A 22,004-nucleotide genomic window follows, 5' to 3' on the forward strand; every position below is an offset into this window, starting at 1 on the left:
GCAGGGCGTTGTGCCCGGCTTGCTCAGTCAGGACGAGGCGGGCACCCTGCTGGTGCGCCCGGTGGATGGGGGCCACGACGGTGCCAACTGCCGCATCGAACGGGCGCCGGGTAGCGCGGCCCTTCCCCCCGGCGAGCGGGTCATGGTGCGCCTGCCGACAGGTGCGCCCCCATGAACCGGAGAAACGACGCAGGTCAAGGCGAATGCCGTCCCCCTTGCTATCCTCACAACCCTGACCCGAGATAAGAGAACGCCCTTGCGCCTCAATGCCCCGCTCTCCCGCTTCGATCTGCTCATCTATGGCCGCTACCGCCTGGTCCACGGCCTGCGCATCGCCCTGGCCTTCACCCTCACCTTCCTGCTGACCCGGGAGCTCAAGCTGCCGGAGAGCACCTGGCCCCTCATCACCCTGGTGGTGGTGATGGGCCCCATCTCGTTCTGGGGCAACGTGCTGTCGCGCGCCCTGCAACGGGTGGTGGGCACCGTCTTTGGCGCCGCCTGCGGGGTGGTGGCCCTCTATCTGGAGCTCTACTCCCTGCCCCTGATGCTGGCCTGGTGCTGCGCCATCATGTTCCTGTGCGGCTACCTGGCGCTCGGCAAGCGCCCCTATGTGGGGCTGCTCATCGGCATCACCCTGGGGGTCATCGTCGGCGGGGTGCCCGGGGACATCGAGACCGCGCTCTGGCGCAGCGGCGACGTCATCCTGGGATCGGTGCTGGCACTGCTGTTTTGCAGCATCTACCCCCAGCGGGCCTATACCCACTGGCGTCTGCAGATGCACGACACCCTGCAGCAGGCCGGGCGGCTCTACCACACCCACCTCTCCCCCAACGTGCTGGAGCGCCCCAAGCTCACCCGAAGCCATGCCCGCCTGCTCGCCAAAATAGTCAGCCTGCGCCCCCTGCTGGCCCCGGCGGTCAAGGAGACCCGCCTTGGCAGCCCGCTGTTCGAGGCGACCCAGACCACCCTTCGCAACAGCGTCTGCACCCTGGAGATGCTGGCCAACACCTACTGGCGGGATCGCCAGAGCCACTTCCTGATGCAGAGCCACCCGGGGCTTCGCGCCTGCCAGCAGGCGACGGAGTCGGTGCTCACCGAACTCGCCCTCATGCTCAAGAGCGGTGATACCACGGCGGCCGACCAGGCCATCGGCCGCCTGCAAGAGGCCGCCGCCCGGCTCGATGGGGACGCAAGCCAGGCGCCAGGCCAGGGACACGACCCCACCCTTGGCGGCTACCTCTGGCTCAATCTCCATCTCATCGAGCAGCTCGCCCACCTCCATCGCCTGCTGGGGCTGGTGCTGCAACCCTATGCCAAGCCCTCGGCCCGCCCCTGATCGCGCCGCCTGCAACCGCCCACAAAAAAGCCCCGCCGATGCGGGGCTTGTTTGTCTCGGGCTCGCGCCTTAGCTTGCACGAGCCAGGGGCTGCTCCGGAGTGAGGTAGAGGGAGAAGTCCTCTATCCCCGCCTTCAGGGCGGCAAAGCAGTCGGGGTCGATGGCCGTGCCCAGGTTTTCCGCCATCATCTCCAGGGCCCGCGGCACCGGGATGGCATCCCGATAGGGGCGCTTGGCGGTGATGGCATCGAAGATGTCTGCGGTGGTGATGATGCGCGTCTCCAGGGTGATCGCCTCCCCCTTGAGCCCCTTGGGGTAGCCCTTGCCATCGAGTCGCTCATGGTGGGCACCAGCCACTAGGGCCAGCTCCTCGAAGGCGCCGATGCGGCTCAGGATCTCCTCGGTGTAGGCGGCATGCATCTGCACCGCCGCCCATTCCTGCTCGTCAAGCTTGCCCGGCTTGTCGAGGATGGCGTTGCTCACCCCGAGCTTGCCCACGTCGTGGAGCAGGGCACCCCGCTTGAGCCAGCGTCGCCGCGCCTCGGACAGCCCCATCTGGGCGGCGAGGATGTCGGTATAGAGCGCCACCCTGCCGCTGTGCCCCGCGGTATAGGGGCTCTTGGAGTCCACCACCTGGCCGAAGGCCGCCGCTATCTCGTCCAGATAATCCTCATCCAGCGCCACCTCCCCCTGCCCCGCCGGGTGGGCGAAGACCCGCTCCGCCAACGCGGGATCCGCCAGCCCTTGCCAGAAGGCGTCGTCGGCCAGCGCCTCGAAGGCCCTGACCAGGGCGGGATCAAACCAGTTGCCGCTGCGCTCGCGCAGCTCCCTCATCGCCGCGTCCGGCCCGGCGGCGGCGTGAAACACGTCCACCACCTGACAGAGCAGGGCGATGCGGGAGAAGAGCGGGATGGCCTCCCCCGCCAGTTGTTGCGGCCGCCCTTTGCCGCTCCAGTGCTCATCCAGGGAGAGGATCCCCTGGGCCACCTCGTCGCTGAAACGCAACTGGCGGGCGATGTCCGCCCCCCGGTGGCAGCGGGTCAGGATCAGCTCGTTGGCTATCTGATCCCCGTTGCGAAAGATGTGGAACAGGCTGCGAAAACGGCCCAGCAGATCCGCCTGCAAGCCGGTGTGGCCCAGCACGAAGTTGACCACCTCGGAGAGGGAGCCATCCACCAGCTTGAAGTCGCGCTTGAAGTGAAGATCGTCGGTGAGATAGAGCTCGCAGATGCGGGCGGCATTGCTGCTGCACCCCAGATCCTTGAGCAACAGGGTGTAGTAGAGGTCGTGGCGCTGCCGGGCATCCAGTCCCAGTTGCTCCCCCAGACGAGAGCCTATCCAGCAGCAGCGGATGCAGTGGCCTCTCGGCTGCCCTTCCGTCATGTCCAGGGCATGGCTGAGAGAACCAATCAGCTCTGCCAAACGCAATCCATTTACCGTCATAGCCCACTCCCTCTACATCGGGGCGTACTTGCCCGCAGGCATGTATAGCATTTGTCGGGAGTAAAGGATCAGGGGCGCGACAAATTATACCTGCCCCGCTCCCCGACTTGCCGCCGCATCGCGCTGCTCGCGGCTCAGGGTCGAGACCAGTCTGTCGTCCAGATAGAGATCCAGTCGCTCCCCGCGCATCTCTCCCCGCATCAGGCTGCGCTGACCGTCGATGTAGTGGATCTCCATCTGGGCGGTGCGCTCGTCCGGGTAGCTCACCTGCACCTCGCGCACCCCTTGAGGCAGCAGGGCCAGCGGCACCTGGTTGAGGGCGGGATCCAGGTGCTGGTTCACCTTGATGATCGCATCGCTCTTCTGATCCACCAGGGCGGGCGCCTTGCCGGTGATGGGGTTCTTGCCGGACCAGAATTCGATGGTGTTGAACACGAAGAGATCCGCCGTGGCCGCCAGGCCATAGACGGGGGAGAGCAGCACGAAGACGCCGGCACGGCCGTAGCGGTTGTCCACCACGCTGAGGTTGCCCTTGGTCACCATGGAAGAGAGGCCCATCTGACCCATGCAACCACCGAGCCCCAGGCTCGCCCCCATTCCCAGCAGCAGGGCCAGTGCCCTGCCTCTCTGTCGTACTGCCATTGTTGTCTACCTGCTCAATAAAAAGGAGGCGGCAGCCTAAACAAGGGGGCCGGGCGGCACAATGACGAAGGGGGGCATCATACAGCCAGGGTTCAGCCTGGCCGTCCGATCGCTCACTCTGTTGGCAATCTTGCGGTCAGCCCCTCAGATGGAGAGGGCCGACACCGTCTGGGAGACCCTGTCCGCCTCCTGGTGGATCTCGCTCATCAGCTTGTCCACTCCGGCGATCTGCTGCTTGCCGAGTTCGGCGCTGCCCGCCACCCCGGCCATGTCGTCGGTCACCCTGGCGGTCAGCTCGCGGTTCTTCTGCACCACCCTGGCGATCTCGTCGGTAGAGAGCGACGTGCGGGCGGCCAGCTGGCGCACCTCGTCCGCCACCACCGCAAACCCGCGCCCCTGCTCACCCGCCCGCGCCGCCTCGATGGCGGCGTTCAGGGCCAGCAGATTGGTCTGATCGGCGATGGCGCTGATGGTCGAGACGATGGCCTCGATGCTTCTGGACTGCTCGTTGAGTTGGCCGATGAGGGCGATGGCCTCATCCACCTGGGAGGCGATGAGGGAAGAGGTCTGCACCACGGCGCGCAGCAAGCCCGCCCCCTCCTCTGCGCTGTGCAGGGTCTCCTGGGCGGTGCTGTGGGCCAGGCGGGCGGCCTCCCGGGTGGCGTGGTTCTGCTCGATGCGCGCGGTGATGTCGCTGGCGAACTTCACCACCCGCACCACCTTGCCGCTGCCATCCCGGATGGGGTTGTAGGTCGCCTCCAGCCAGACGGCCTGCCCCCGGCTGTCGTGGCGCATGAAGAGGCCGGATTTGAACTGGCCCCGGGCCAGCTCCTCCCAGAAACGGGGCTGCTCGCGCAGGAAGGTTTCGTCACAGAAGATCCTGTGGTGCCTGCCCGCGATCTCCCCCAGGGTGTAACCCATGACGCTCAGGAAGTTGGCATTGGCATGGATAATGTCGCCGTTCGGGGTGAACTCGATCATGGCCCGGGAGCGGTCCAACGCCTCGGTCAGCGCCTCGAGCCGCCCAAGCCGCTGGTGCTGTTCGGTGACGTCGCTGGCAATCTTGAGTACCCGGGTCACCCGGCCCTGGTGCTTCACCGGGAAATAGGTCGCCTCCAGCCAGCGCGTCTCCCCCTGCCGGTTCACGCGCTCGAAGGTGCCTGACTGCACCTCCCCCTGAGCGAGACGCCGCCAGAACTGGCGATAGTCACCGGACTCCCCCCAGGCCCTCGGACAGAGCTGGCTGTGGGGCTGCCCAATCAGTTCGGCGGCCCCATATCCCATCAGGGCCAGGAAAGGGGTGCTCGCCTCCTGGATGATCCCCTCCGGGCTGAAGATGACGGTGGCGGCGCCCGCCTTGATCGCCTCTATGATGCCCTGCTCCTCGTCGAGCCGGGTCTGGTATGCCTGCAACTGCGCTTTGAGCTTCTGATTGAACATGACACTTCTTCCTCGTTGACCATCCCCATGGGCACCACGGCCTCACCCACAGAGGGTATCGGCACCGCCAGCGCCGACATAAGTGGTCGGACGACTGAAACGAATGGGGCGCTCAGTGTATAGAAAAGCGGCGATGCCGCCAAGGGCTCCCAATACGCAGCCCAGGTCAAAGAGGATCAGCCCGGCGGTGAAAAAGGCGGCTAACGAGCGGGAACGCACTCGAGGCAGGCGGGATTGCCGGCAAAGCCGAACCGTTCGTAGATAGCGCGCCCATCACTGCTGGCATGGAGCCACAGCTTGCCCAGTTGCTGCTCGCGGGCATACGCCACCATGGCCACCAGCAGGGCGTTCGCCATTCCCCGTCTGCGCCAGGCCGGCCGGGTGTAGATGTTGAGCAGGTACCCTTCCCGCCCCGCCAGATTGCCCGGGTAGGGCGGGCGCACGAAGAGTGCCAGGGTGGCGCACGCCACCACCTCGCCCTCCTCCTCCACCACCCAGCTACGGGCGCTGCCCTCTTCCTGCGCCTGAATGAAGTAGGCCTGCGTCGCCTCCCTGAGGACCGGATCCTCATCGGGCCGGGCAAGTTCCCCCACCTCGCAAAAGAGCGCCATGCGCAGTGTCGTCAGGGCAGGAATATCGGCCGCCAGGGCCTCGCGTACCTTCATCTCTTCTCCTTTACATTCCTTTCCCGCCCGTCAGTCAGGCAGGGCTCGTGTGCGGCCACCTTACGCCGGAGGCGAGCGACGGGCAAGGCGCCAGCTGTCGAGCCCCAGGGGGCCCGCCCCCCACACGGCCAGGGTCAGCAGCATCCCGCCCCACAACTGGTGATCGTGAAAGCCCCCCGCCCAGAGGGCCGGGTAGGAGATGACCGCCATGGCGTTGAAGCCAAACAGCAGCAAGGCGACCGGACGGGTGAAGAGGCCCGCCAGCAGGAAGAGGGGCAGCAACAGCTCGGTCGCCGTGCCCGCATAGGCCGCCCACTGCCAGGGCAGCAGGGGCACCTGATATTCGAACTCGAACAGATAGAGGGTGCTGTCCCAGGCCGTGAACTTGAGCCAGCCGGATCGCAGAAAAATGGTGGCGACCCAGAGCCTGGCAAGCAGCAACAGGCCACCGCTGCACCAGGGCAAGATGCGTTCAACAAGGGGGCCAAGGGGCCTGGCAAGGGTTTGCGTTGTCATGGGGCAAGCTCCAGATCGACCAGCAGGTCGAGGGTGATGAGGGGGGCCAGGTGTTCGGCCATGGCGGGATCCTGAGCCAGCAGGCTGGCCAACGGCCTGCCCTGCAGGCAACCTTGCAGCAGACGCCAGGCGGCGGCATCCAGGGGAATGGGGTCGACCCGGTGTCCGGGGCGTTTCTTGAGTGCCAGGGAGCAGACTGCATCCAGCTCCCTGACCGTCTCACCGCCGTGCAGGGCCATCTGCCAGAGCGCCAGCACCGGATGGGGGCTCTCCAGGAGTTGCAGATCGCAGGCAGGATGCAGCACCAGCCGCTCCCAGTGCTCAGGGGTCATGGCGGCAAGCCGCTCGGCAGGCCAGCGCCGCGTCTCTGGCGCAAGCAGCGAGACCCGCTCCAGCCCCCACTCGAAGCGGGCCAGATCCCCGAGCCAGGGCAACGCGGCCGTGGTGGGCAAGCGTACCAGCCAGTCGCCAAAGCCCCCCCCGTAGTCCATGACGCTCCCCTCCTCCAGAGGTGCCGCCAGCACGAACCCTCGTGCCGCCGCCTCAAAGAAGGTCTCGCCAACCATGGCGCGTACCGCGGGGTAGCTGCTGGCGAGCACCTCAGTGAGGCCGAGGATGAAGTTGTTGCGATAGATCTGCAACAGGGCGTCGGGGGCAAAGCGTCCCGGCTGGATGTGCCCGAGGATGGCATCATCCTGGCCGAGCAGACCGCTCGCAAAAGCGCGTTGCAGGGAAGCAAGCTCAGACATGGGCGGCCTCCCCGAGCAGCCCGCTCACAAAAGTACCTTGCGGGGAAACAAGCTCAGACATGGGCGGCCTCCCTGGATGTTTGCTGCGCCGCGCTCAGGATCTCGCTGGCACGCTGCGCCTCTCCCAGCAGCACCGGCAGCGGGGGGATCGCCAGATCCCATTCAATCAGGGTGGGGATGGCGCGCTGCTGGCAGACCTGCTCGTAGAGCGCCCAGACGGGCTCGGCCACGGGGGTGCTGTGGGTGTCGATATAGAGGGGCCCCTGAGGCAGGTGCTTCTCGGTAAAACCGGCCAGGTGAATTTCGCCGACCGTGTCGAGGTCGATAGTCGCCAGATAGTCGTCCACCTCCAGGCCGTGATTGACTGCGCTCACATGGAGGTTGTTGAGATCGAGCAGGACGCCGCAACCGCTGCGCCCAGCCAGCTCGGCCAGAAACTCGGCCTCCCCCATCTCCCCCGCCAGTTGCAGGTAGGAGGAGGGATTCTCGATGAGCAGTTGTCTGCCCAGTGTCTGCTGCACCCGATCTATCTTGTCGCTCATGTGCAAAAGAGCGGCCCGGGTGTAGGGCATGGGCAGCAGATCGTTGAAATAGCGCCCGCCGATGCTGCCCCAGCTCAGGTGCTCCGACACCCGCACCGGCGAGATGGCCGCCACCAGGGCTGCCAGCTGGCGCAGGTGCCCGGCATCGAGAGGATCGGCGGAGCCCAGCGACATGCCGACTCCGTGAAGGCTCACGGGGTAGTGCCTCGCAAGCTCCGCCAGTACCTCGAAGCCCTGGCTGTGGCGCTCGAAGTAGTTTTCGCTGTGTACCTCAAGCCAGCCCACTCGGGGCAGGGTGTGGCGGATCTCGTCGTAGTGCGGGGGGCGTAAACCGATACCGATCAAGGGGTTCATGGCTGGGCTCTCAATAGATAGGGCCATGATGTGGCGGGCGCCACACCATGGCATGCGGCTTACTTGGGTTGCAGGGACCCGCCAGCGAGCTTCTCGCACAGCCCCTTGGGCACCACCACGAAGGCATCCCCCTGGGCATCCATCTTGGCGGTGCCGGCGCAGGATCCGCCCTTGGTGGCGCAGTCGTTCTTGCCCGCCTTGACCACGCCGTAGCACTTCTCCTTGTCATCCGCAGCCATGGCCGGCGCGGCGATGAACTGGGCACCCAGGGCCAGCAGACCCGTCATGGCAGAGGCGATGGCAGTACTTTTTTTCACGTTCATGTCTCTATTCCTTGTTGTCGAGAGTGATGTCTCCGGCGCATCTCATCCGGCTACGTTCAATAGAACCGGACGAGGGGGGAAAAGATTTCCCAAAAAACGGCATCAACTCGCTATTAACAAACAAGAAAGCGGTAACCATCTGATTTAAAGGCATAAAATACGATAAAAAAAACAGGGCGACGAGTGCCTCCCCCACGGTGCTCATGGCCGTTGACCCCGTCACTCGCCGTCCACCCCTTGTCTGCTTTGCACCCGAGGGGCCTATAGTGTCTTGAGTCCTTCCACCCAAAGGTGTCCCATGAACGCTCCCCGTCCCTCCAGATGCACCTTGTCGCTGCCCATCTTCATCCCTGGTCTGCTCTTCATCCTGGCGCTGCTGGCCATCTGCTCCCTGGCCCCGGAGGCCGCCGCCCGCTTCTTCGGCAGCGGCCAGAGCTGGATAGCCCAGCACTTCAGCTGGTTCTATGTGCTGGTGGTCGGCATGTTCCTGATCCTGCTGCTGGTGATCGCCTTCAGCCACTTTGGCAACATTCGCCTTGGGCCGGACGATGCCCGCCCGGAGTTCAGCTTCACCTCCTGGCTCGCCATGCTGTTTGCCGCCGGCATGGGGATAGGGCTCATGTATTTCGGGGTGGGCGAGCCCATGAGTCACTTCGTCTCCCCGCCCCAGGCGACGCCCCTGACCCAGGTGGCCGCCCGCGAGGCCATGGTCACCACCTTCTTCCACTGGGGCTTTCACGCCTGGGCCATCTACGCCATCGTCGGCCTGGTGCTGGCCTACTTCGGCTTTCGCTACAACCTCCCCCTGACCATCCGCTCCGGCCTCTATCCCATCTTCAAGGAGAAGATCCACGGGCCGCTCGGCCACGCGGTGGACGTCTTCGCCCTGGTGGGCACCATCTTCGGCATCGCTACCACCCTGGGCTATGGCGTGATGCAACTCTCGGCGGGGATCACCCGCCTCACCGGCATGGACACCTCAGGGGAGCTGTTTCGCTTCGGCCTCATCGGGGTCGTTATCACCCTCGCCGGCATCTCGGCGGTCACCGGTCTCGACAAGGGGGTGAAGCGCCTCTCCGAGCTCAACCTCTTTCTCGCCATCGTGCTCCTGCTGTTCGTGCTGGTGGCCGGCCCCACCCAGTACCTGCTGGGAGCCCTCTCGGAGAACATTGGCAACTATGTCTCCTCTTTAAGCCAGCTCACCTTCCGCACCTTCACCTACAGCGAGACCCGCCAGGCGGGCTGGTTCGGCAACTGGACCCTGCTATACTGGGCCTGGTGGATCTCCTGGTCCCCCTTCGTCGGCCTCTTCATCGCCCGCATCTCCCGCGGACGCACCCTGCGCGAATTCATCCTCGGCGTCCTGTTCGTACCCACCGCCTTCAACCTGCTCTGGATGACGGTGTTCGGCAACGCCGCCATCTGGGCCAGCCAGCATGAGGGGGGCACAAGCCTCATCGACTCGGTCGGCAACATCGACACCCTGCTGTTCAACTTCTTTGACCTCTTGCCGGGAGCGGACATCACCTCGGCCCTCGCGGTGATCCTCATCAGCGTCTTCTTCGTCACCTCCGCCGACTCGGGAGCCTTCGTCATCGACAACATCGCCACCCAGGGCAAGGAGGGCTCACCGGTCTGGCAGCGCCTGTTCTGGGCTCTGCTGCTCGGGGTCACCGCGGGTACCCTGATGAGCACAGGGGGGCTGGCGGCGCTCCAGTCCATGACCCTCATCGCCGCCCTGCCGTTTGCCTTCATCATGGTGCTGCTCTGCCTCGGACTCTGCCGCGGCCTTGTCGCAGACAAGGAGCACTCGGCCAGGCGCCTCTCCCCCGCCACTGACTTCTGGAACGGCAAGCAGTGGCGCACCCGGATGGATCACCTGCTGCGCCCCTCCACCGAGCAGGAAGCCCGCGCCTTTGTGGACAAGGTCGCCCTGCCCGCCCTGACGGCCCTGAGTCAGGAGTTCGCTGCCCGGGGCATCACCAGCCGGGTCGAAGAGGATGGGCCGGATCAGTGCCATCTGCTGGTACCCCAGCAGGGTCGCCGGGACTTCTGCTACGGGGTGCGCATCGAGGCCCGCCCCGCACCCGCCTTCAACCCCCTGGAGGCGGCCCACAACCACGATCCCGAGGCCCGCATCTTCGAGCCCATCACCTATTTTGCCGATGGCCGTGCCGGTTACGACATCCAGTACCTGACCCGGGACGAGCTGAGTGCCGACGTCTTGCGCCAGTACGAGCGCTATCTGGTGCTGAGCCAGGACGAGGGGCAGGATCTGCTGAGCAGCGCCCCCGAACATACCCAGCCAACCCAGGGAGAGTGATGACCAGGCAGGGATCAAGTCAGCTCCCCGCCCGGAGCTTATGGCCGGGCACACTGGCGGCGAGGGCTGCCCCCACCCCCCATCACAACAGAGAAAGGGGCCCCAGGGCCCCTTTCTCGTCAACTGCCTCAACCAGCGTTGGTGTCAGAGCCTCAACCGGCTCAGGCGGTTTTCACGCACTTCTGGATAAAGCTGTTCTTGGCCGCCCCGGCGAGCTTCTTGTCCGCCGCCGCCTTCTCGCACTGGGTCGCCTTGTCGGCGGCCCCGTCCGTCTTCACGCACTTTTGCACGAAGCTGTTCTTGGCAGCCCCGGCCAGCTTCTTGTCGGCGGCCGCTTTCTCACACTGACTCGCCTTGGCACTGGCGGAGGCATCCTTGACGCACTTGCCCACAAAGCTGGTCTTGGCGGCGCCCGCCAGCTTCTTCACAGCCGCCTGGGCCTCGCACTCTTGCTGCGCGCCAGAGGTCGCGCTCTGGGCGACCCCCATTCCCATGCCCATGACCGTCACACACAGACTCAACACCATCAGGATCCGCTTCATATGTCACACTCCCATCGTTCTATCCATTGTGGTTAGCCCCCACTCACGCGGGCCAAACGAGGCACCCTCGCCTCGCTGCACTATAGTCCCCCTCCCCCGTGACAACAAAATGCCCCTTCCTTGCCGACAATCCCCTCCCAGTCCCTCCCTCCGGCCACCCGGCGCCTTCGCTCAATTGTTGAGCTGGCGCAAAAATCCAGTCATTCCCTGCGGTTGCGTCAACTTTTGACTGGTTTGCGTATGAGGCTTGAGGATATGCTGGCCATTCGGCGCCTACTGCACCATTCGGGCCCCGCCCGCTGGTCGATGGAGCGCATTGGAAGCTGTAATCCAGAAGCAGCTCTGTAGGCTGGTTTCATGGGGAAAACCTTGAAAAGGGTATTCGCCATAATTGACTATGCCAGAATATGCGTGATGAGTATTTATATTAGTTATAGTTTAATTACATGGAGAAATATAAGGTATGCTCACATTTAAAACACAGTTCCCTATAAGCAATGAAAAAAGTACTAACGATGTTATTGAAGCCGGGCGCGTTTGGTTAGCGAAGAGCCCGCACTCGACATTAGCTGAGCTAATGGAAAATAGATTAAAAATAGACAATGACTTCACTCTTGAATCCATTAATGAATCCATAACGTTTAACATATTAAAAAATGATTATGATTTAGGTGCATTTCGTCATGAAAACCTAGATTTAAATGGCGTTAGATGGGTTACAGAAGTCGTTAGCTTCAAAGAGCAGGATAACTTCTGGATCTCAGTTCAACTTAGTGTCGACTCTGAATTACCAGTTGAAAGAGTTGACCAAGGGAAAAGGCCCCACATATTAAAAGTAATAATGAGAGATATTGGTGGGGGTGTTGATGGAAAGCTAAAAGTTTTGGATGCCCCACATTATTTAAGTGAGGGTGATATTAGTTTGGCCGCCGATTTAATTACGGCTAATGCCAATTGTAGTATGCCCATAGTTTATGTTAGTGCAAATAATAACAATTTACCCCATGTAGATCCTGTTCAATTATCACAATGGCTATCAGGCATGGCTCATGTTGTAGTTGAACCAACCAGAGCTTTTTCCTTTGAATTAATGGATGAGGTATACAATGAAAATGCCTATGGTGGTGCGGTTGCAATATACTGGCCAGATGGAATTGGGAAATGGTCGTTCTTGCCCAATGGAAATTATTCCGATCCTCGTGAGATGCAAATATCAATCGCAAGAAAAATAAGAAGCTCTTTATTATCACAAAGAACCAAGAGTGAATGTCGCTGGGGTTTCGTTCAAGAACAAAAATCAAGAGTAGAACTTAAGGCGCTAATGGCTTCAGGTTCAAAAGAAGTTGAAGATTTCATCAAGCTATTTGAACTAGAAATAAAGTCAAAGGATGATGAGATACAATTATTAGAGGCGGAAATAAATAGACTGAAATATAGCAAAAGAACAATAAATGAATCCAGTATTGATGCTCCAGGTTGTATCGTGATAAATAGTAGCGAAAGTGAAATCTATCAAGCTGAGAAGATTGGAATAATTATTGAAGCCTTAGAACTTTACAGAGACTCTTGCGGTTCTCATGAGAGAAGGCAGATTATTATCTCCGATATATTAAGTCTTAACAACCGTAGTGATGAAAAAGACTCTCTTCTAGCACACATGAAAGAAATATTGCGAAACTATACATCCATGAATGCAAATATAAAAAAAGCACTTGAGAAAATTGGCTTTGATGTTGCTGAAGATGGAAAACATTATAAACTTATATTCCGGAATGAAACACGACTTCCTTTCATATTATCTAAAACAGGAAGTGATCATCGAGGTGGATTAAATTCATTCTCAGATCTAAGAAAACTATTTTTCTAACCTAGGACCCCCACCTTTTTCAGCCAGCCGTTACCTGGCTGGCTATATCTCTCATCACACACTGATCTTCCAGGAACCCGATAAATACCTTGTACATGAGTGAAATTTACCCAGTGGGGTCGCGTGTTCAGACATGGCAAGGCCTGACACCAAACAAATGCCAAGGGAGTAAAACGGGATCTATCGAATTAACAAGGTGGCTGATGGCATCGTCGCTGACCACAGTGCTGGGCGAATTGCTGGCAAAAAGGTGGGAGCCCCAATTTGGAAGTCCAAAAACCATCCCGCCCGGGATGGTTTTTTATTGGATGGCTTGAAAGGCAGGGACCTTCTTACCACCGTCCCTGGGGTGGCTGCTGGTTGCGCGACTCCACCATGGCAATGAGGATGGCCATCAGGCTCGATATCAGCATCAGCACCATGGCGATGGGCAATGAGAACAGGGCGTAATAAGTGCGCCCGATTTCTGCCAGGACGGTGTCTGCAGACACCATAAAAGGCAGCGGCAACAGTAATATCAGGGCGAAGTAAAAGGTGATCCTAGCGATCATCAGGGGGGTTTTGAGGGACTGGGTCACTATTTTTCGGTACGGCCACATGATGGTCTGCTCCCTGCACTGTGGTGTTGTTGTTGTCGATAGGCCGCGCCGTCGAGGCATCTGCGGCCCTGCTCGTCCATGAAGGGTGTCAAGCAGTCCCCTGATTAGCAGCCACGGCAGGCCGGGTCAACGGGCTCCGGGGGGCCGGAAATGACCCACAGACAGGGTTGTGCTGCCAGGGGCGAGAATAACAACGAGAGTGCAAATCAAATGTGCAAAAACGTCGAAGCAATCACTGTCGGCGCACTTTCTGCCAGCAGGTTGTGAGGTACAACCAAAACGGGGAGTTGCGCCGTGGGCTGAGCTGTGATGTCCCCTCCCAGGCAGAGCGGTGCCCTGCGTGCGGCTCGGGTTCCCCGGCCTGCATGGCTTGGCTCTTGCTACTCAATCTGGCTAGCCGATCTGGCTGCACGGCCTTGATGGTGCGCCTTGATTACGCACGCTATACACGCACTCTGGCTACGTCGAGCCTGTGTGACTGCGCTAGTCGATTGCAGGTCGATCGCCGGGCTGCTGCCCCCCCAGCAGCGTGGTGCCGTAGGAGTTGTCCACCGTGCAGCGCCACTGCCCGCCGGGCTCTTTGCGAAACACATAGGTAGCGCGGCGGGTCTCGTCGATCCACCCCTCCCCGACCGGGTATCGCAGCCGGGTCTCCATGATCACCAGGGCATTGTCTGCCCCCTCGATCACCTCCATGGCCCCCTGGGTCACCTCAAGCTGACCGTCAAAGTAATCGGAGATGGCAGTGAAGGCGCGGCGGATGGCGGGAATGCCACGCACCACCATGCCGGGTTTGACCACCAGGGCGGCGTCCTCGGCATAGAAGGTCATCAGGGCGTCGAAGTCGCGCCGGGAGATGGCGGCGTCACAGGTCTCGATCAGGGTACGAAGGGGATGCGGGCTCATGCCGTGCTCCTTGTTTCAGGGGTATAGGGCGGGTTCCCCGCCCTATACCGGACATCAATACCGGACATAAAAAAATCCCCCGCTCTCGTGAAAAAGCGGGGGATCGTCAGCGTCTCATGACGGCTTAACCGAGCAGGAAGGCCTTGAGGCGGCCAAAGTCGGCGGGCAGATCGTGGGACAGGAGCGGCAGCGCGGCGTGCTTGGCGAGCGGGCCCGGCAGCGGCACATCCAGCCCCAGGATCTCGTCCACCGACTCCTTGAACTTGGCAGGATGGGCGGTGCAGAGGAACACCCCGACCTCGTCTTGCCCAAGCTGCTCGTTCAGCAGATCCCAGGCAATCGCCCCGTGGGGCTCGCACAGGTAATCCAGCTGATGCAGGCGTTTGAGCGCATCGCGGGTCTGGGCATCATCACGCATCCCTGAGCCCAAGGTTTCCAGCGCCCAGCCCTTGCGACGGCACAGCTCTTCCACCCGTGGCCAGTTGTTGGGGCGGCTGACATCCATGGCGTTCGACAGGGTTGCCACTGTCTGGTGCGGCTCCCACAGACCGGTTTTGAGATAACGCGGCACGGTATCGTTGGCGTTGGTGGCGGCGATAAAGCGCTTCACCGGCAGCCCCAGCGCCTTGGCAATCAAGCCTGCGGTGAGGTTGCCAAAGTTGCCGGACGGCACGCTGATGACCGCCTTGGCGCGATCGGCTTTCGGCAACTGGGCCACGGCTTCGAAGTAGTAGCAAACCTGGGCCAGCAGGCGGCTGATGTTGATGGAGTTGGCGGAGTTGAGGCCGATGGCGGTCTTGAGCCCTTCATCGTCGAAGGCATCTTTGACCAGCGCCTGGCAGGCATCGAAGTCACCGTCGATGGCGAGGGTGCGGATGTTGCCGCCGAGGGTGCAGAAAAGCGCCTCCTGCAAGGGGCTTATCTTGCCCTTGGGGTAGAGGATCACCACTTCAATCCCCTCCAGGCCGTAGAAGGCGTGGGCCACGGCGGCGCCGGTGTCGCCCGAGGTGGCGGTGAGGATGGTGATCTTGTCATTGGTTCTGAACGCAGCCAGACACTGGGCCATGAAGCGGCCGCCGAAATCCTTGAACGCCAGGGTCGGGCCGTGGAACAGCTCCAGGGCATAGGTGCCATCTTTGAGCTTCACCAGGGGCGCCGGGAAGGTGAAAGCGGCGTCGATAAGCTCGCTCACCTTGGCAGCCGGTACTTCGTCACCCAGCAGGTGGCTCAGGATGCGGGCCGAGCGCTCGGCCAGCGGCAGATCCAGCAGGGCATCCACGTCGGCCAGCGGCTCCAGGGTCTCTGGGAAGAACAGCCCCTGCTCGCGGCCCAGACCCTGACGCACCGCCTGCGCGAAGCTCACCTGTTCACTCTTGTCCTTGATGTTGTAAAGATTCATAGCTCGCTTCCTGTTACCCGTGCCCCGGCCATGTCCAGTTTGCAGACCCGAGCAAATCCATCTTCATTGCGCACGAAGTGCGCTTCCATCCACTCTTTCATCCGTTCGGCCTGGGCCAGATCCTTCATCACCACGAACACGGTGGGACCGGACCCCGAGATGCCGGTGGCCAGCGCCCCGTTCTGGGCCCCCTGGGCCCTCACCTCGTTGAAACCTTCAATCAGGGCCGCGCGATAAGGCTCGGCGATTACGTCTTTCAGGACGCTGGCGGCCAGCCCTTCCTGGCGGCTGTAGCTGGCATGCACGAAGGCGGCCAGCCGGCGGCCATAGGTGAGGCAGTCCTGGCGGCGATACTGGGCCGGCAGGATGGCGCGGGCGGCGGCGGTGGAGACCACGGTGCCCGGGTAGCAGACCACCCAGTACCACTCGTCAAACACCGGGATGCCCTGGCTGATGACGCCCCCCTCCTCCAGCACCAGCTGCATGCCGCCCAGATAACAGGGCGCCACGTTGTCGTAATGGACGGAGCCGGAGATCTTGCCCTCCATCTCCCCCATCAACAGCAGCAGGTCGTGTTCATTCAGGGGCGCGCCGTGGAAGGCGTTGAGCCCTTCCAGCGCCGCCACCACGCTGCAGGCGCTCGATCCCAGGCCCGAGCCCACCGGCAGGTTCTTCTCCAGCACCATTTCCAGCGGCTTGAGACCAAGGCCGCGCTTCTCCAGCGCCTCGCCATAGGCGACCCAGCAGTCGTGGAGGATGTTCTTTTTCGGGTCGTCCGGCAACTTGTGGGCGTAACGGCCCACGGAAGAGAGAGCGAAAGGCACCTCTGCCGATTTGACCTGGACGCGGTCACCCAGCAGGGAGCCATCCACGGGGGCGAGCGCCGCCCCCAGGACGTCAAAGCCCACGCTCAGGTTGGCGCTGGAGGCCGGGGCATAGGCCACCACGCTGCCGCCGATTTCTACATTCGGGTTCATCTCTGAACTCATGTTACAGCTCCTGCTTCCAGTTCTGGGTGCGCAGCACGTCGGCAAAGACGCCCGCCGCAGTCACTTCGGTCCCTGCGCCATAGCCGCGCAGCACCAGGGGGATGGGCTGGTAATAGGTGGAGAAGAAGGCGAGCGCGTTCTCCCCGTCTTTTACCTTGAACAGGGGCTCGTCGCCACCCACCGCCTTGATGGCCACCTTGCACTTGCCACCCTCGATGGAGCCGACGTAACGCAGCACCTTGCCTTCACGCTGGGCCGCCGCGAACTGGTCGCGGAACCAGCCGTCGGCCTCGGGCAGGCGGGCCATGAAGGCTTCCACGTCGCCGCTCACGTCAAAGCCCGGCGGCAGTGCCTGCTCCACCTCCACATCGGAGAGCTCCAGCGCCATGCCGGCCTCGCGGGCCAGGATCAGGAGCTTGCGAGCCACGTCCATGCCGTTCAGGTCATCGCGGGGATCCGGCTCGGTGAAGCCGTTGCCGCGGGCGATCTGGGTAGCCTCGGAGAAGGCCATCCCCTCGTCCAGCTTGCCGAAGATGAAGGAGAGCGACCCGGACAGGATGCCGTCGAAGGCGCGCAGCTTGTCGCCGGCCTTGATGAGGTTTTGCAGGTTCTCGATGACCGGCAGGCCAGCGCCCACGTTGGTCTCGTACAGGAACTTGCGGCGGGTCTGGCGGGCGGTGCGACGCAGCGCCTTGTAGTAATCCAGCGACCCGGTGTTGGCCTTCTTGTTCGGGGTGACCACGTGGAAACCGGCCCCGAGGAAGTCGGCGTACTGGACGGCCACGGCTTCGCTCGAGGTGCAATCGACGATCACCGGGTTGATGAGGTGGCTCTCTTCCACCAGCTTCTTCACCGCCTCCAGGCTGAAACTGCCTTGTGCTTCCACCAGCTGTTCACGCCAGTTGGCGAGGGCCAGACCATCCTTGTTGACCGCCATCTGACGGCTGTTGGCGATACCTACTACTCGCAGGCCGGTGCCCTGCTCGGCCAGTACCGGCTGCTGGCGGGCAATCTGATCCACCAGGGCCGCACCGACGCCGCCCACCCCGACCACGAAGAGATCGATGAACTGCTGGCTGCCAAAGAAGTTCTGATGGCACGCCTTGATGGCTTCCGCCACCTTGCCGGAGCGCACGACCGCGGAGATGGAACGCTCGCTCGACCCTTGCGCGATGGCGACGATGTTGATGGAGGCCTGGGCCAGGGAGGTGAAGAAGCGCGCCGCCATCCCCTTGGAGGTACGCATGCCGTCGCCGATGAGGGAGATGATAGCCAGATCGGTCATGATCTCGAGCGGGTCCAGCAACTGGTTCTTGAACTCCAGCTCGAACTCGCGCTCCAGCACCTTGCGGGTCTTGTCGCTGTCGTAGCTGTGGATACAGAAGCTGACGCTGTACTCGGAGGACGACTGGGTGATCAGCACGATGCTGACCCCGGCGCGGGAGACGGCGGAGAAGATGCGGCCGGCCATGCCCACCATGCCCTTCATGCCGGGACCGGAGACGTTGAACATGCACATGCCGGAGAGATCCGAGATGGCCTTCACCTTCAGATCGTCATCCCCCTGATCGACCCCGATGAGGGTACCCGGACCCTGGGGGTTGAAGCTGTTCTTGATGAGGCAGGGGATGTGGAACTGGGCCACGGGGGCGATGGTCTTCGGGTGCAACACCTTGGCACCGAAGTAGGAGAGCTCCATCGCCTCTTTATAGGAGAGGGTTTTGAGCAGGTAGGCATCCGGTACCAGGCGCGGGTCGCAGTTGTAGCAGCCCTCCACGTCGGTCCAGATCTCGCAGCACTCGGCATCGACGCAGGCGGCCAAGACGGCGGCGGAATAGTCGGAGCCGTTGCGGCCCAGCAGCACGGTCTCGCCCTTGTCGCTGCCACCGGTGAAGCCCGGCATCAGGTAGAGACAATCAGAGCGCAGGCCCTTGGCAGCGAAGCGCACCCGGGAGGCTTCGATGTCCACATGGGCTTCGAGGTAGCCGCCATCGGTGACCAGCAACTGCTCGGGCACGATGAGATCCAGCTCGATGCCGCGCACCCGCAAGAGCTCGTGCATGAAGGCGATGGAGAGGTTCTCGCCACGGCTCAGGATGCGGGCCTGGACGTTGTCCGGGCACAGCCCCAGCAGACGAATGCCCTGCATCAGCCGCTCGACCTGATCCAGCTCGGCGGTGAGACGAGTCTGCAGCGCCTTGTCATCCAGCGCGGGATAGGCGGCCTTCAAGCCGGCCAGCAGACGGGAGAAGATACCGTTGATCTCGAACAGGGTACTGCTTGCATCCATGCCGCGACTGGTCTGCTCCACCAGGGCGACCAGGTGATTGGTCACCTTGGCCGGTGCCGACAGCACCAGGGCCACCTGGGATTGGCCATGGGTATTCACCGCGATATCGGCAACCCGCAAGAAACGCTCTGCGTCGGCCAGTGACGACCCGCCAAATTTCAACACTCTCATCGCTATCTCCCTGTATTCCCTGCAAATTGATCTGCTAATTGGTCTAAAAACAATCCAACAAAAAAGGCCCGTACTGGGTGGGTACGGGCCTTTTTCTGATTTCTGTGCTTGTTCGTCAGCGCATCAACCGGCCCCAGTGCCACCTGTGGTGGTACCGGTAATAATGGTGGTGGTGATGATGTTGGTGAATAGCTGCATGACGAACACTCTTGAACGAATCTGGTTGTTAGCAATACCGCGCCCGGCGAGGGGCTGTCAACCTAAACCTCCTTGCCAAACTTGCGGGCAAGGTCTTTGCAGAGCAGATGGAGCATATTGAGATCCCGCTGCGGCAGCATGGGCACCCGGTCCATCACCCATTGATGCAGTTTTTCATCCTGCGAAACTCCGAGTTCACCAAGCAATTCTGCTGTTTTTGATTTCAGCACGCGAACCTGCCCGGCACTCTCGAAATTTTCTGCTACGTCCTTCTCGTCGCTCACTTTCTGGTCATCGAGCAGCGGACTCAGCTCATAGGCATACAGCATGATCGCCTGACCCAGGTTCAGGGACGGGTATGAGACCTTGAGAGGCAGGTAGCTGATGAGATCCACCTGGGCGAGCTGTTCGTTGGAGAGTCCCGACTCCTCGCAGCCAAACACGATGGCCACCTTCTCGAGGGAGGGCTTGGCCCGGATCTGGTCGCGAATGTCCGCCGGGGTGAGGTAGTGCTGGTAGCGGCCGCGCTGCCGGGCGGTGGTGGCGACCACCAAATCCATGTCCGCCAGGGCCTCTTCCAGGGTGTCGAAGGCTTGCGCATCCGTCAGGATCTCCTGCGCCCCGTGGGCAACCCAGTTCGCCTCCTCCTCTTCGTGCACCCGGCTCCCCACCAGTCGCATGGCGTCGAAGCCCATGGTTTTCATGGCGCGAGCAGCAGCCCCCACGTTGGCGGCACGGGCTGGCGACACCAGCACAAAATAGAGTTTCATCGGGTTCTCTCCAGGATGAGGCCGACGCCGCGAACTGCGGCGAACCGTCGGCAAAACAGGGGCGCAATCTACCGTTTATCCCGAAATATTGCCACTTGAACAGATGTTTGGATGTTGCCATAGTGGCCTTGGACGCGAGTCCGCCGCCTCAGGGCACTGACGCCATGGGCCCGACAGTTCACAAGGAAGAGAGAGATGCAGCAGCCATTGGAGCAGGCGGTCGCCGAGACGATCCTGCAACGTTTTGAGTCGTTTTACAGCCGCTTTCTCGAGATAACCCAGGGCAGCAAGAGCCGTTTCGAGAACAGCGACTGGCTGGGGGTGCAGCTCGCCGGTCGAGAGCGCATCCGCCTCTATGATCACCATGTCGGCGCCACCACGGCGCAGATCAAACAGATGATGGGGGAGCAGCTGCCGACCCAGGCCCTGCTCAAGCAGGTGAAAGGCGCCTTCAGCGATCTCCTGCCCCGCTGCGAGAACTTCGAGGTGGCGGAGTCCTTCTTCAATTCCGTCTATCGCCGCATCTTCCGCCATCGCAACATCCGCGACGAGAACCTTTATATCCACCCCTTCGTGAGCCGGGGCGACAAGCCTGACCTGGGATCCTTGCTGCGTATCTATCGCACCGATCTCTCCCACCTGCCCCAGACCCTGAGCCAGCTGCTCGGGGATTACAGCTTCACCCTCCCTTTTGAAGACAAGCAGCGGGACATCATGGACATCCACCGCCATCTGGCAGAGAGCGGCCCGGCCATCCTGCACGAGGAGCCCTTCGCCATCGAGCTGCTCAGGGAGGTGTTCTATCGCAACAAGGGAGCCTATCTGGTGGGGCTCATCCGGGTGAAGGGAGAAGTCTATCCCTTCATCCTGCCCCTGCTCAGCACCGGTCAGAGCATCTATGTGGACACCGTCATCTTCGAGCCGGAGCTGGCCTCCATCGTGTTCGGCTTCGCCCGCGCCTACTTCATGGTTTATGCCCCGGTACCGGCGCTCTTTGTGGCCTTCCTTCGCCAGATCATGCCCCGCAAGCCGGACTATGAAATCTACAACGCCATCGGCTGCCAGAAGCACGGCAAGACCGAGCTCTATCGTCACTACCAGCAGCACCTGGCCCAGAGCCGGGAGCAGTTCGTCATCGCGCCCGGCATCAAGGGGATGGTGATGAGCGTGTTCACCCTCCCCTCCTACGATGTGGTGTTCAAGGTGATAAAAGACGAGTTCACCCCGCCCAAGGAGGTGAGCCACGAGCAGGTGAAGGAGAAATACCGGCTGGTAAAACAGCACGATAGAGTGGGCCGCATGGCAGATACCCAGGAGTTCACCAACTTCGAGTTTCCCCTCGATCGCATCTCGCCGGAGCTGTTGGCCGAGCTCAAGGCGGTGGCGCCCTCTGCGCTTACCCTCACCGCCGACAAGCTGGTGATCAAACACCTCTACACCGAGCGCAAGATGATCCCCCTGAACCTCTATCTGGATCAGGCGGACGAACAGCAGACCCGCCTCGCCCTGGAGGAGTACGGCAACGCCATCCGCCAGCTCGCGGCGGCCAACATCTTCCCCGGCGACATGCTGTTCAAGAACTTCGGGGTGACTCGCCACGGCCGGGTGGTGTTCTACGACTACGACGAGATCTGCTACATGACGGAGTGCAACTTCCGCCAGATCCCGCCGCCGCGCTACCCGGAGGACGAGTGGAGCGCCGAACCCTGGTATTCGGTGGCACCCAACGACATCTTCCCGGAGGAGTTCGCCACCTTCCTGCTGCAAAAACCCCAGGTGCGGGAGATCATGATGCAGTTGCACAAGGAGCTCTTCGATGCCAACTACTGGAAGATACTGCAGAGCAACATCAAGGAGGGGATGTTCGAGGATGTCTATCCCTACCGGCGCAAGAAGCGGTTTCGCTTCCAGCGAGGGGGATGACCCGACATCAGGCACAA

At 61.7% G+C, this 22,004-nt stretch carries 19 protein-coding genes and 1 other annotated feature; of the genes, 4 read left to right on the top strand and 15 right to left on the bottom strand.

Translation table 11 applies throughout. The annotated features are described in order from the left end of the window. Positions 1 to 256: 256 nt before the first annotated feature. Entirely contained in the window at positions 257 to 1,336 is a 1,080-nt protein-coding gene (locus AB5Y70_RS06215) for an FUSC family protein (RefSeq protein ID WP_045523960.1), read from the top strand. Positions 1,337 to 1,405: 69 nt separating this feature from the next. On the opposite strand, the gene AB5Y70_RS06220 is transcribed toward AB5Y70_RS06215, so the two are convergent. The 8 genes from AB5Y70_RS06220 to AB5Y70_RS06255 all read right to left on the bottom strand — a co-directional run bounded on the left by AB5Y70_RS06220 (position 1,406) and on the right by AB5Y70_RS06255 (position 8,010). Further along, complete coding sequence (locus tag AB5Y70_RS06220; protein WP_104451706.1) at positions 1,406 to 2,779, bottom strand: HD-GYP domain-containing protein; 1,374 nt, start codon at positions 2,777 to 2,779, stop codon at positions 1,406 to 1,408. An 84-nt stretch (positions 2,780 to 2,863) separates the two neighbouring features. Further along, the gene (locus AB5Y70_RS06225; protein ID WP_102948725.1) at positions 2,864 to 3,421 is read right to left on the bottom strand and encodes a DUF3332 domain-containing protein; all 558 of its coding nucleotides are present in this window, start codon (positions 3,419 to 3,421) and stop codon (positions 2,864 to 2,866) included. A gap of 144 nt (positions 3,422 to 3,565) precedes the next feature. Further along, positions 3,566 to 4,861, bottom strand: coding sequence for a PAS domain-containing methyl-accepting chemotaxis protein (locus AB5Y70_RS06230; protein WP_128314234.1), 1,296 nt, complete (start codon positions 4,859 to 4,861; stop codon positions 3,566 to 3,568). Positions 4,862 to 5,061: 200 nt separating this feature from the next. After that, positions 5,062 to 5,526: a GNAT family N-acetyltransferase gene (locus AB5Y70_RS06235; RefSeq protein WP_042864187.1), complete on the bottom strand. Its 465-nt coding sequence runs from the start codon at positions 5,524 to 5,526 to the stop codon at positions 5,062 to 5,064. Positions 5,527 to 5,586: 60 nt separating this feature from the next. Continuing rightward, complete coding sequence (locus tag AB5Y70_RS06240; protein WP_049636638.1) at positions 5,587 to 6,042, bottom strand: DoxX family protein; 456 nt, start codon at positions 6,040 to 6,042, stop codon at positions 5,587 to 5,589. After that, entirely contained in the window at positions 6,039 to 6,791 is a 753-nt protein-coding gene (locus tag AB5Y70_RS06245) for a DNA-binding domain-containing protein (protein WP_049636637.1), read from the bottom strand. The genes AB5Y70_RS06240 and AB5Y70_RS06245 overlap by 4 nt, the downstream gene beginning before the upstream one ends. Before the next feature lie 53 nt (positions 6,792 to 6,844). Then, a complete protein-coding gene (locus tag AB5Y70_RS06250; RefSeq protein ID WP_102948730.1) occupies positions 6,845 to 7,687 on the bottom strand; it encodes a DUF692 domain-containing protein in 843 nt (280 codons plus the stop codon). 59 nt (positions 7,688 to 7,746) lie between these two features. Further along, complete coding sequence (locus AB5Y70_RS06255; protein ID WP_010673595.1) at positions 7,747 to 8,010, bottom strand: DUF2282 domain-containing protein; 264 nt, start codon at positions 8,008 to 8,010, stop codon at positions 7,747 to 7,749. Positions 8,011 to 8,308: 298 nt separating this feature from the next. Between AB5Y70_RS06255 and AB5Y70_RS06260 the strand changes: the two genes are divergently transcribed. Then, entirely contained in the window at positions 8,309 to 10,333 is a 2,025-nt protein-coding gene (locus tag AB5Y70_RS06260; RefSeq protein ID WP_202007344.1) for a BCCT family transporter, read from the top strand. Between the two features lie 161 nt (positions 10,334 to 10,494). On the opposite strand, the gene AB5Y70_RS06265 is transcribed toward AB5Y70_RS06260, so the two are convergent. Then, positions 10,495 to 10,875, bottom strand: coding sequence for a hypothetical protein (locus AB5Y70_RS06265; RefSeq protein WP_045523943.1), 381 nt, complete (start codon positions 10,873 to 10,875; stop codon positions 10,495 to 10,497). 463 nt (positions 10,876 to 11,338) lie between these two features. Here AB5Y70_RS06265 and AB5Y70_RS06270 point away from each other — a divergent pair, with 463 nt between their 5' ends. Further along, positions 11,339 to 12,742, top strand: a complete 1,404-nt coding sequence (locus AB5Y70_RS06270) for a hypothetical protein (protein ID WP_202007343.1) — start codon at positions 11,339 to 11,341, stop codon at positions 12,740 to 12,742. Between the two features lie 332 nt (positions 12,743 to 13,074). Here the strand turns inward: AB5Y70_RS06270 and AB5Y70_RS06275 are convergent, their stop codons facing one another. From AB5Y70_RS06275 to AB5Y70_RS06300, 6 genes are all read right to left on the bottom strand, one after another. After that, entirely contained in the window at positions 13,075 to 13,341 is a 267-nt protein-coding gene (locus tag AB5Y70_RS06275; protein ID WP_128313650.1) for a hypothetical protein, read from the bottom strand. Positions 13,342 to 13,824: 483 nt separating this feature from the next. Further along, positions 13,825 to 14,247, bottom strand: coding sequence for a DUF4440 domain-containing protein (locus AB5Y70_RS06280; protein ID WP_128313649.1), 423 nt, complete (start codon positions 14,245 to 14,247; stop codon positions 13,825 to 13,827). A 124-nt stretch (positions 14,248 to 14,371) separates the two neighbouring features. Then, positions 14,372 to 15,646: a threonine synthase gene (thrC, locus tag AB5Y70_RS06285; RefSeq protein ID WP_128313648.1), complete on the bottom strand. Its 1,275-nt coding sequence runs from the start codon at positions 15,644 to 15,646 to the stop codon at positions 14,372 to 14,374. Further along, positions 15,643 to 16,635, bottom strand: coding sequence for a homoserine kinase (gene thrB / locus AB5Y70_RS06290; RefSeq protein WP_029314022.1), 993 nt, complete (start codon positions 16,633 to 16,635; stop codon positions 15,643 to 15,645). The genes thrC and thrB overlap by 4 nt, the downstream gene beginning before the upstream one ends. Position 16,636: 1 nt before the next feature. Further along, positions 16,637 to 19,096 (bottom strand): bifunctional aspartate kinase/homoserine dehydrogenase I, encoded by a 2,460-nt coding sequence (thrA, locus tag AB5Y70_RS06295; protein WP_049636629.1) that lies wholly within the window; start codon positions 19,094 to 19,096, stop codon positions 16,637 to 16,639. Positions 19,097 to 19,153: 57 nt separating this feature from the next. Next, positions 19,154 to 19,284 (bottom strand) — a sequence feature (Thr leader region). Between the two features lie 72 nt (positions 19,285 to 19,356). Beyond that, positions 19,357 to 20,064: a tRNA/rRNA methyltransferase gene (locus AB5Y70_RS06300; protein WP_319882057.1), complete on the bottom strand. Its 708-nt coding sequence runs from the start codon at positions 20,062 to 20,064 to the stop codon at positions 19,357 to 19,359. A gap of 195 nt (positions 20,065 to 20,259) precedes the next feature. Between AB5Y70_RS06300 and aceK the strand changes: the two genes are divergently transcribed. Beyond that, on the top strand, positions 20,260 to 21,987 hold the full coding sequence (aceK, locus tag AB5Y70_RS06305; protein ID WP_128313646.1) for a bifunctional isocitrate dehydrogenase kinase/phosphatase: 1,728 nt from the start codon (positions 20,260 to 20,262) through the stop codon (positions 21,985 to 21,987). The last annotated feature ends 17 nt before the right edge of the window (positions 21,988 to 22,004 follow it).

The sequence above is a fragment of the Aeromonas sp. s1(2024) genome (assembly GCF_040908005.1).
Taxonomy (GTDB): domain Bacteria; phylum Pseudomonadota; class Gammaproteobacteria; order Enterobacterales; family Aeromonadaceae; genus Aeromonas; species Aeromonas caviae.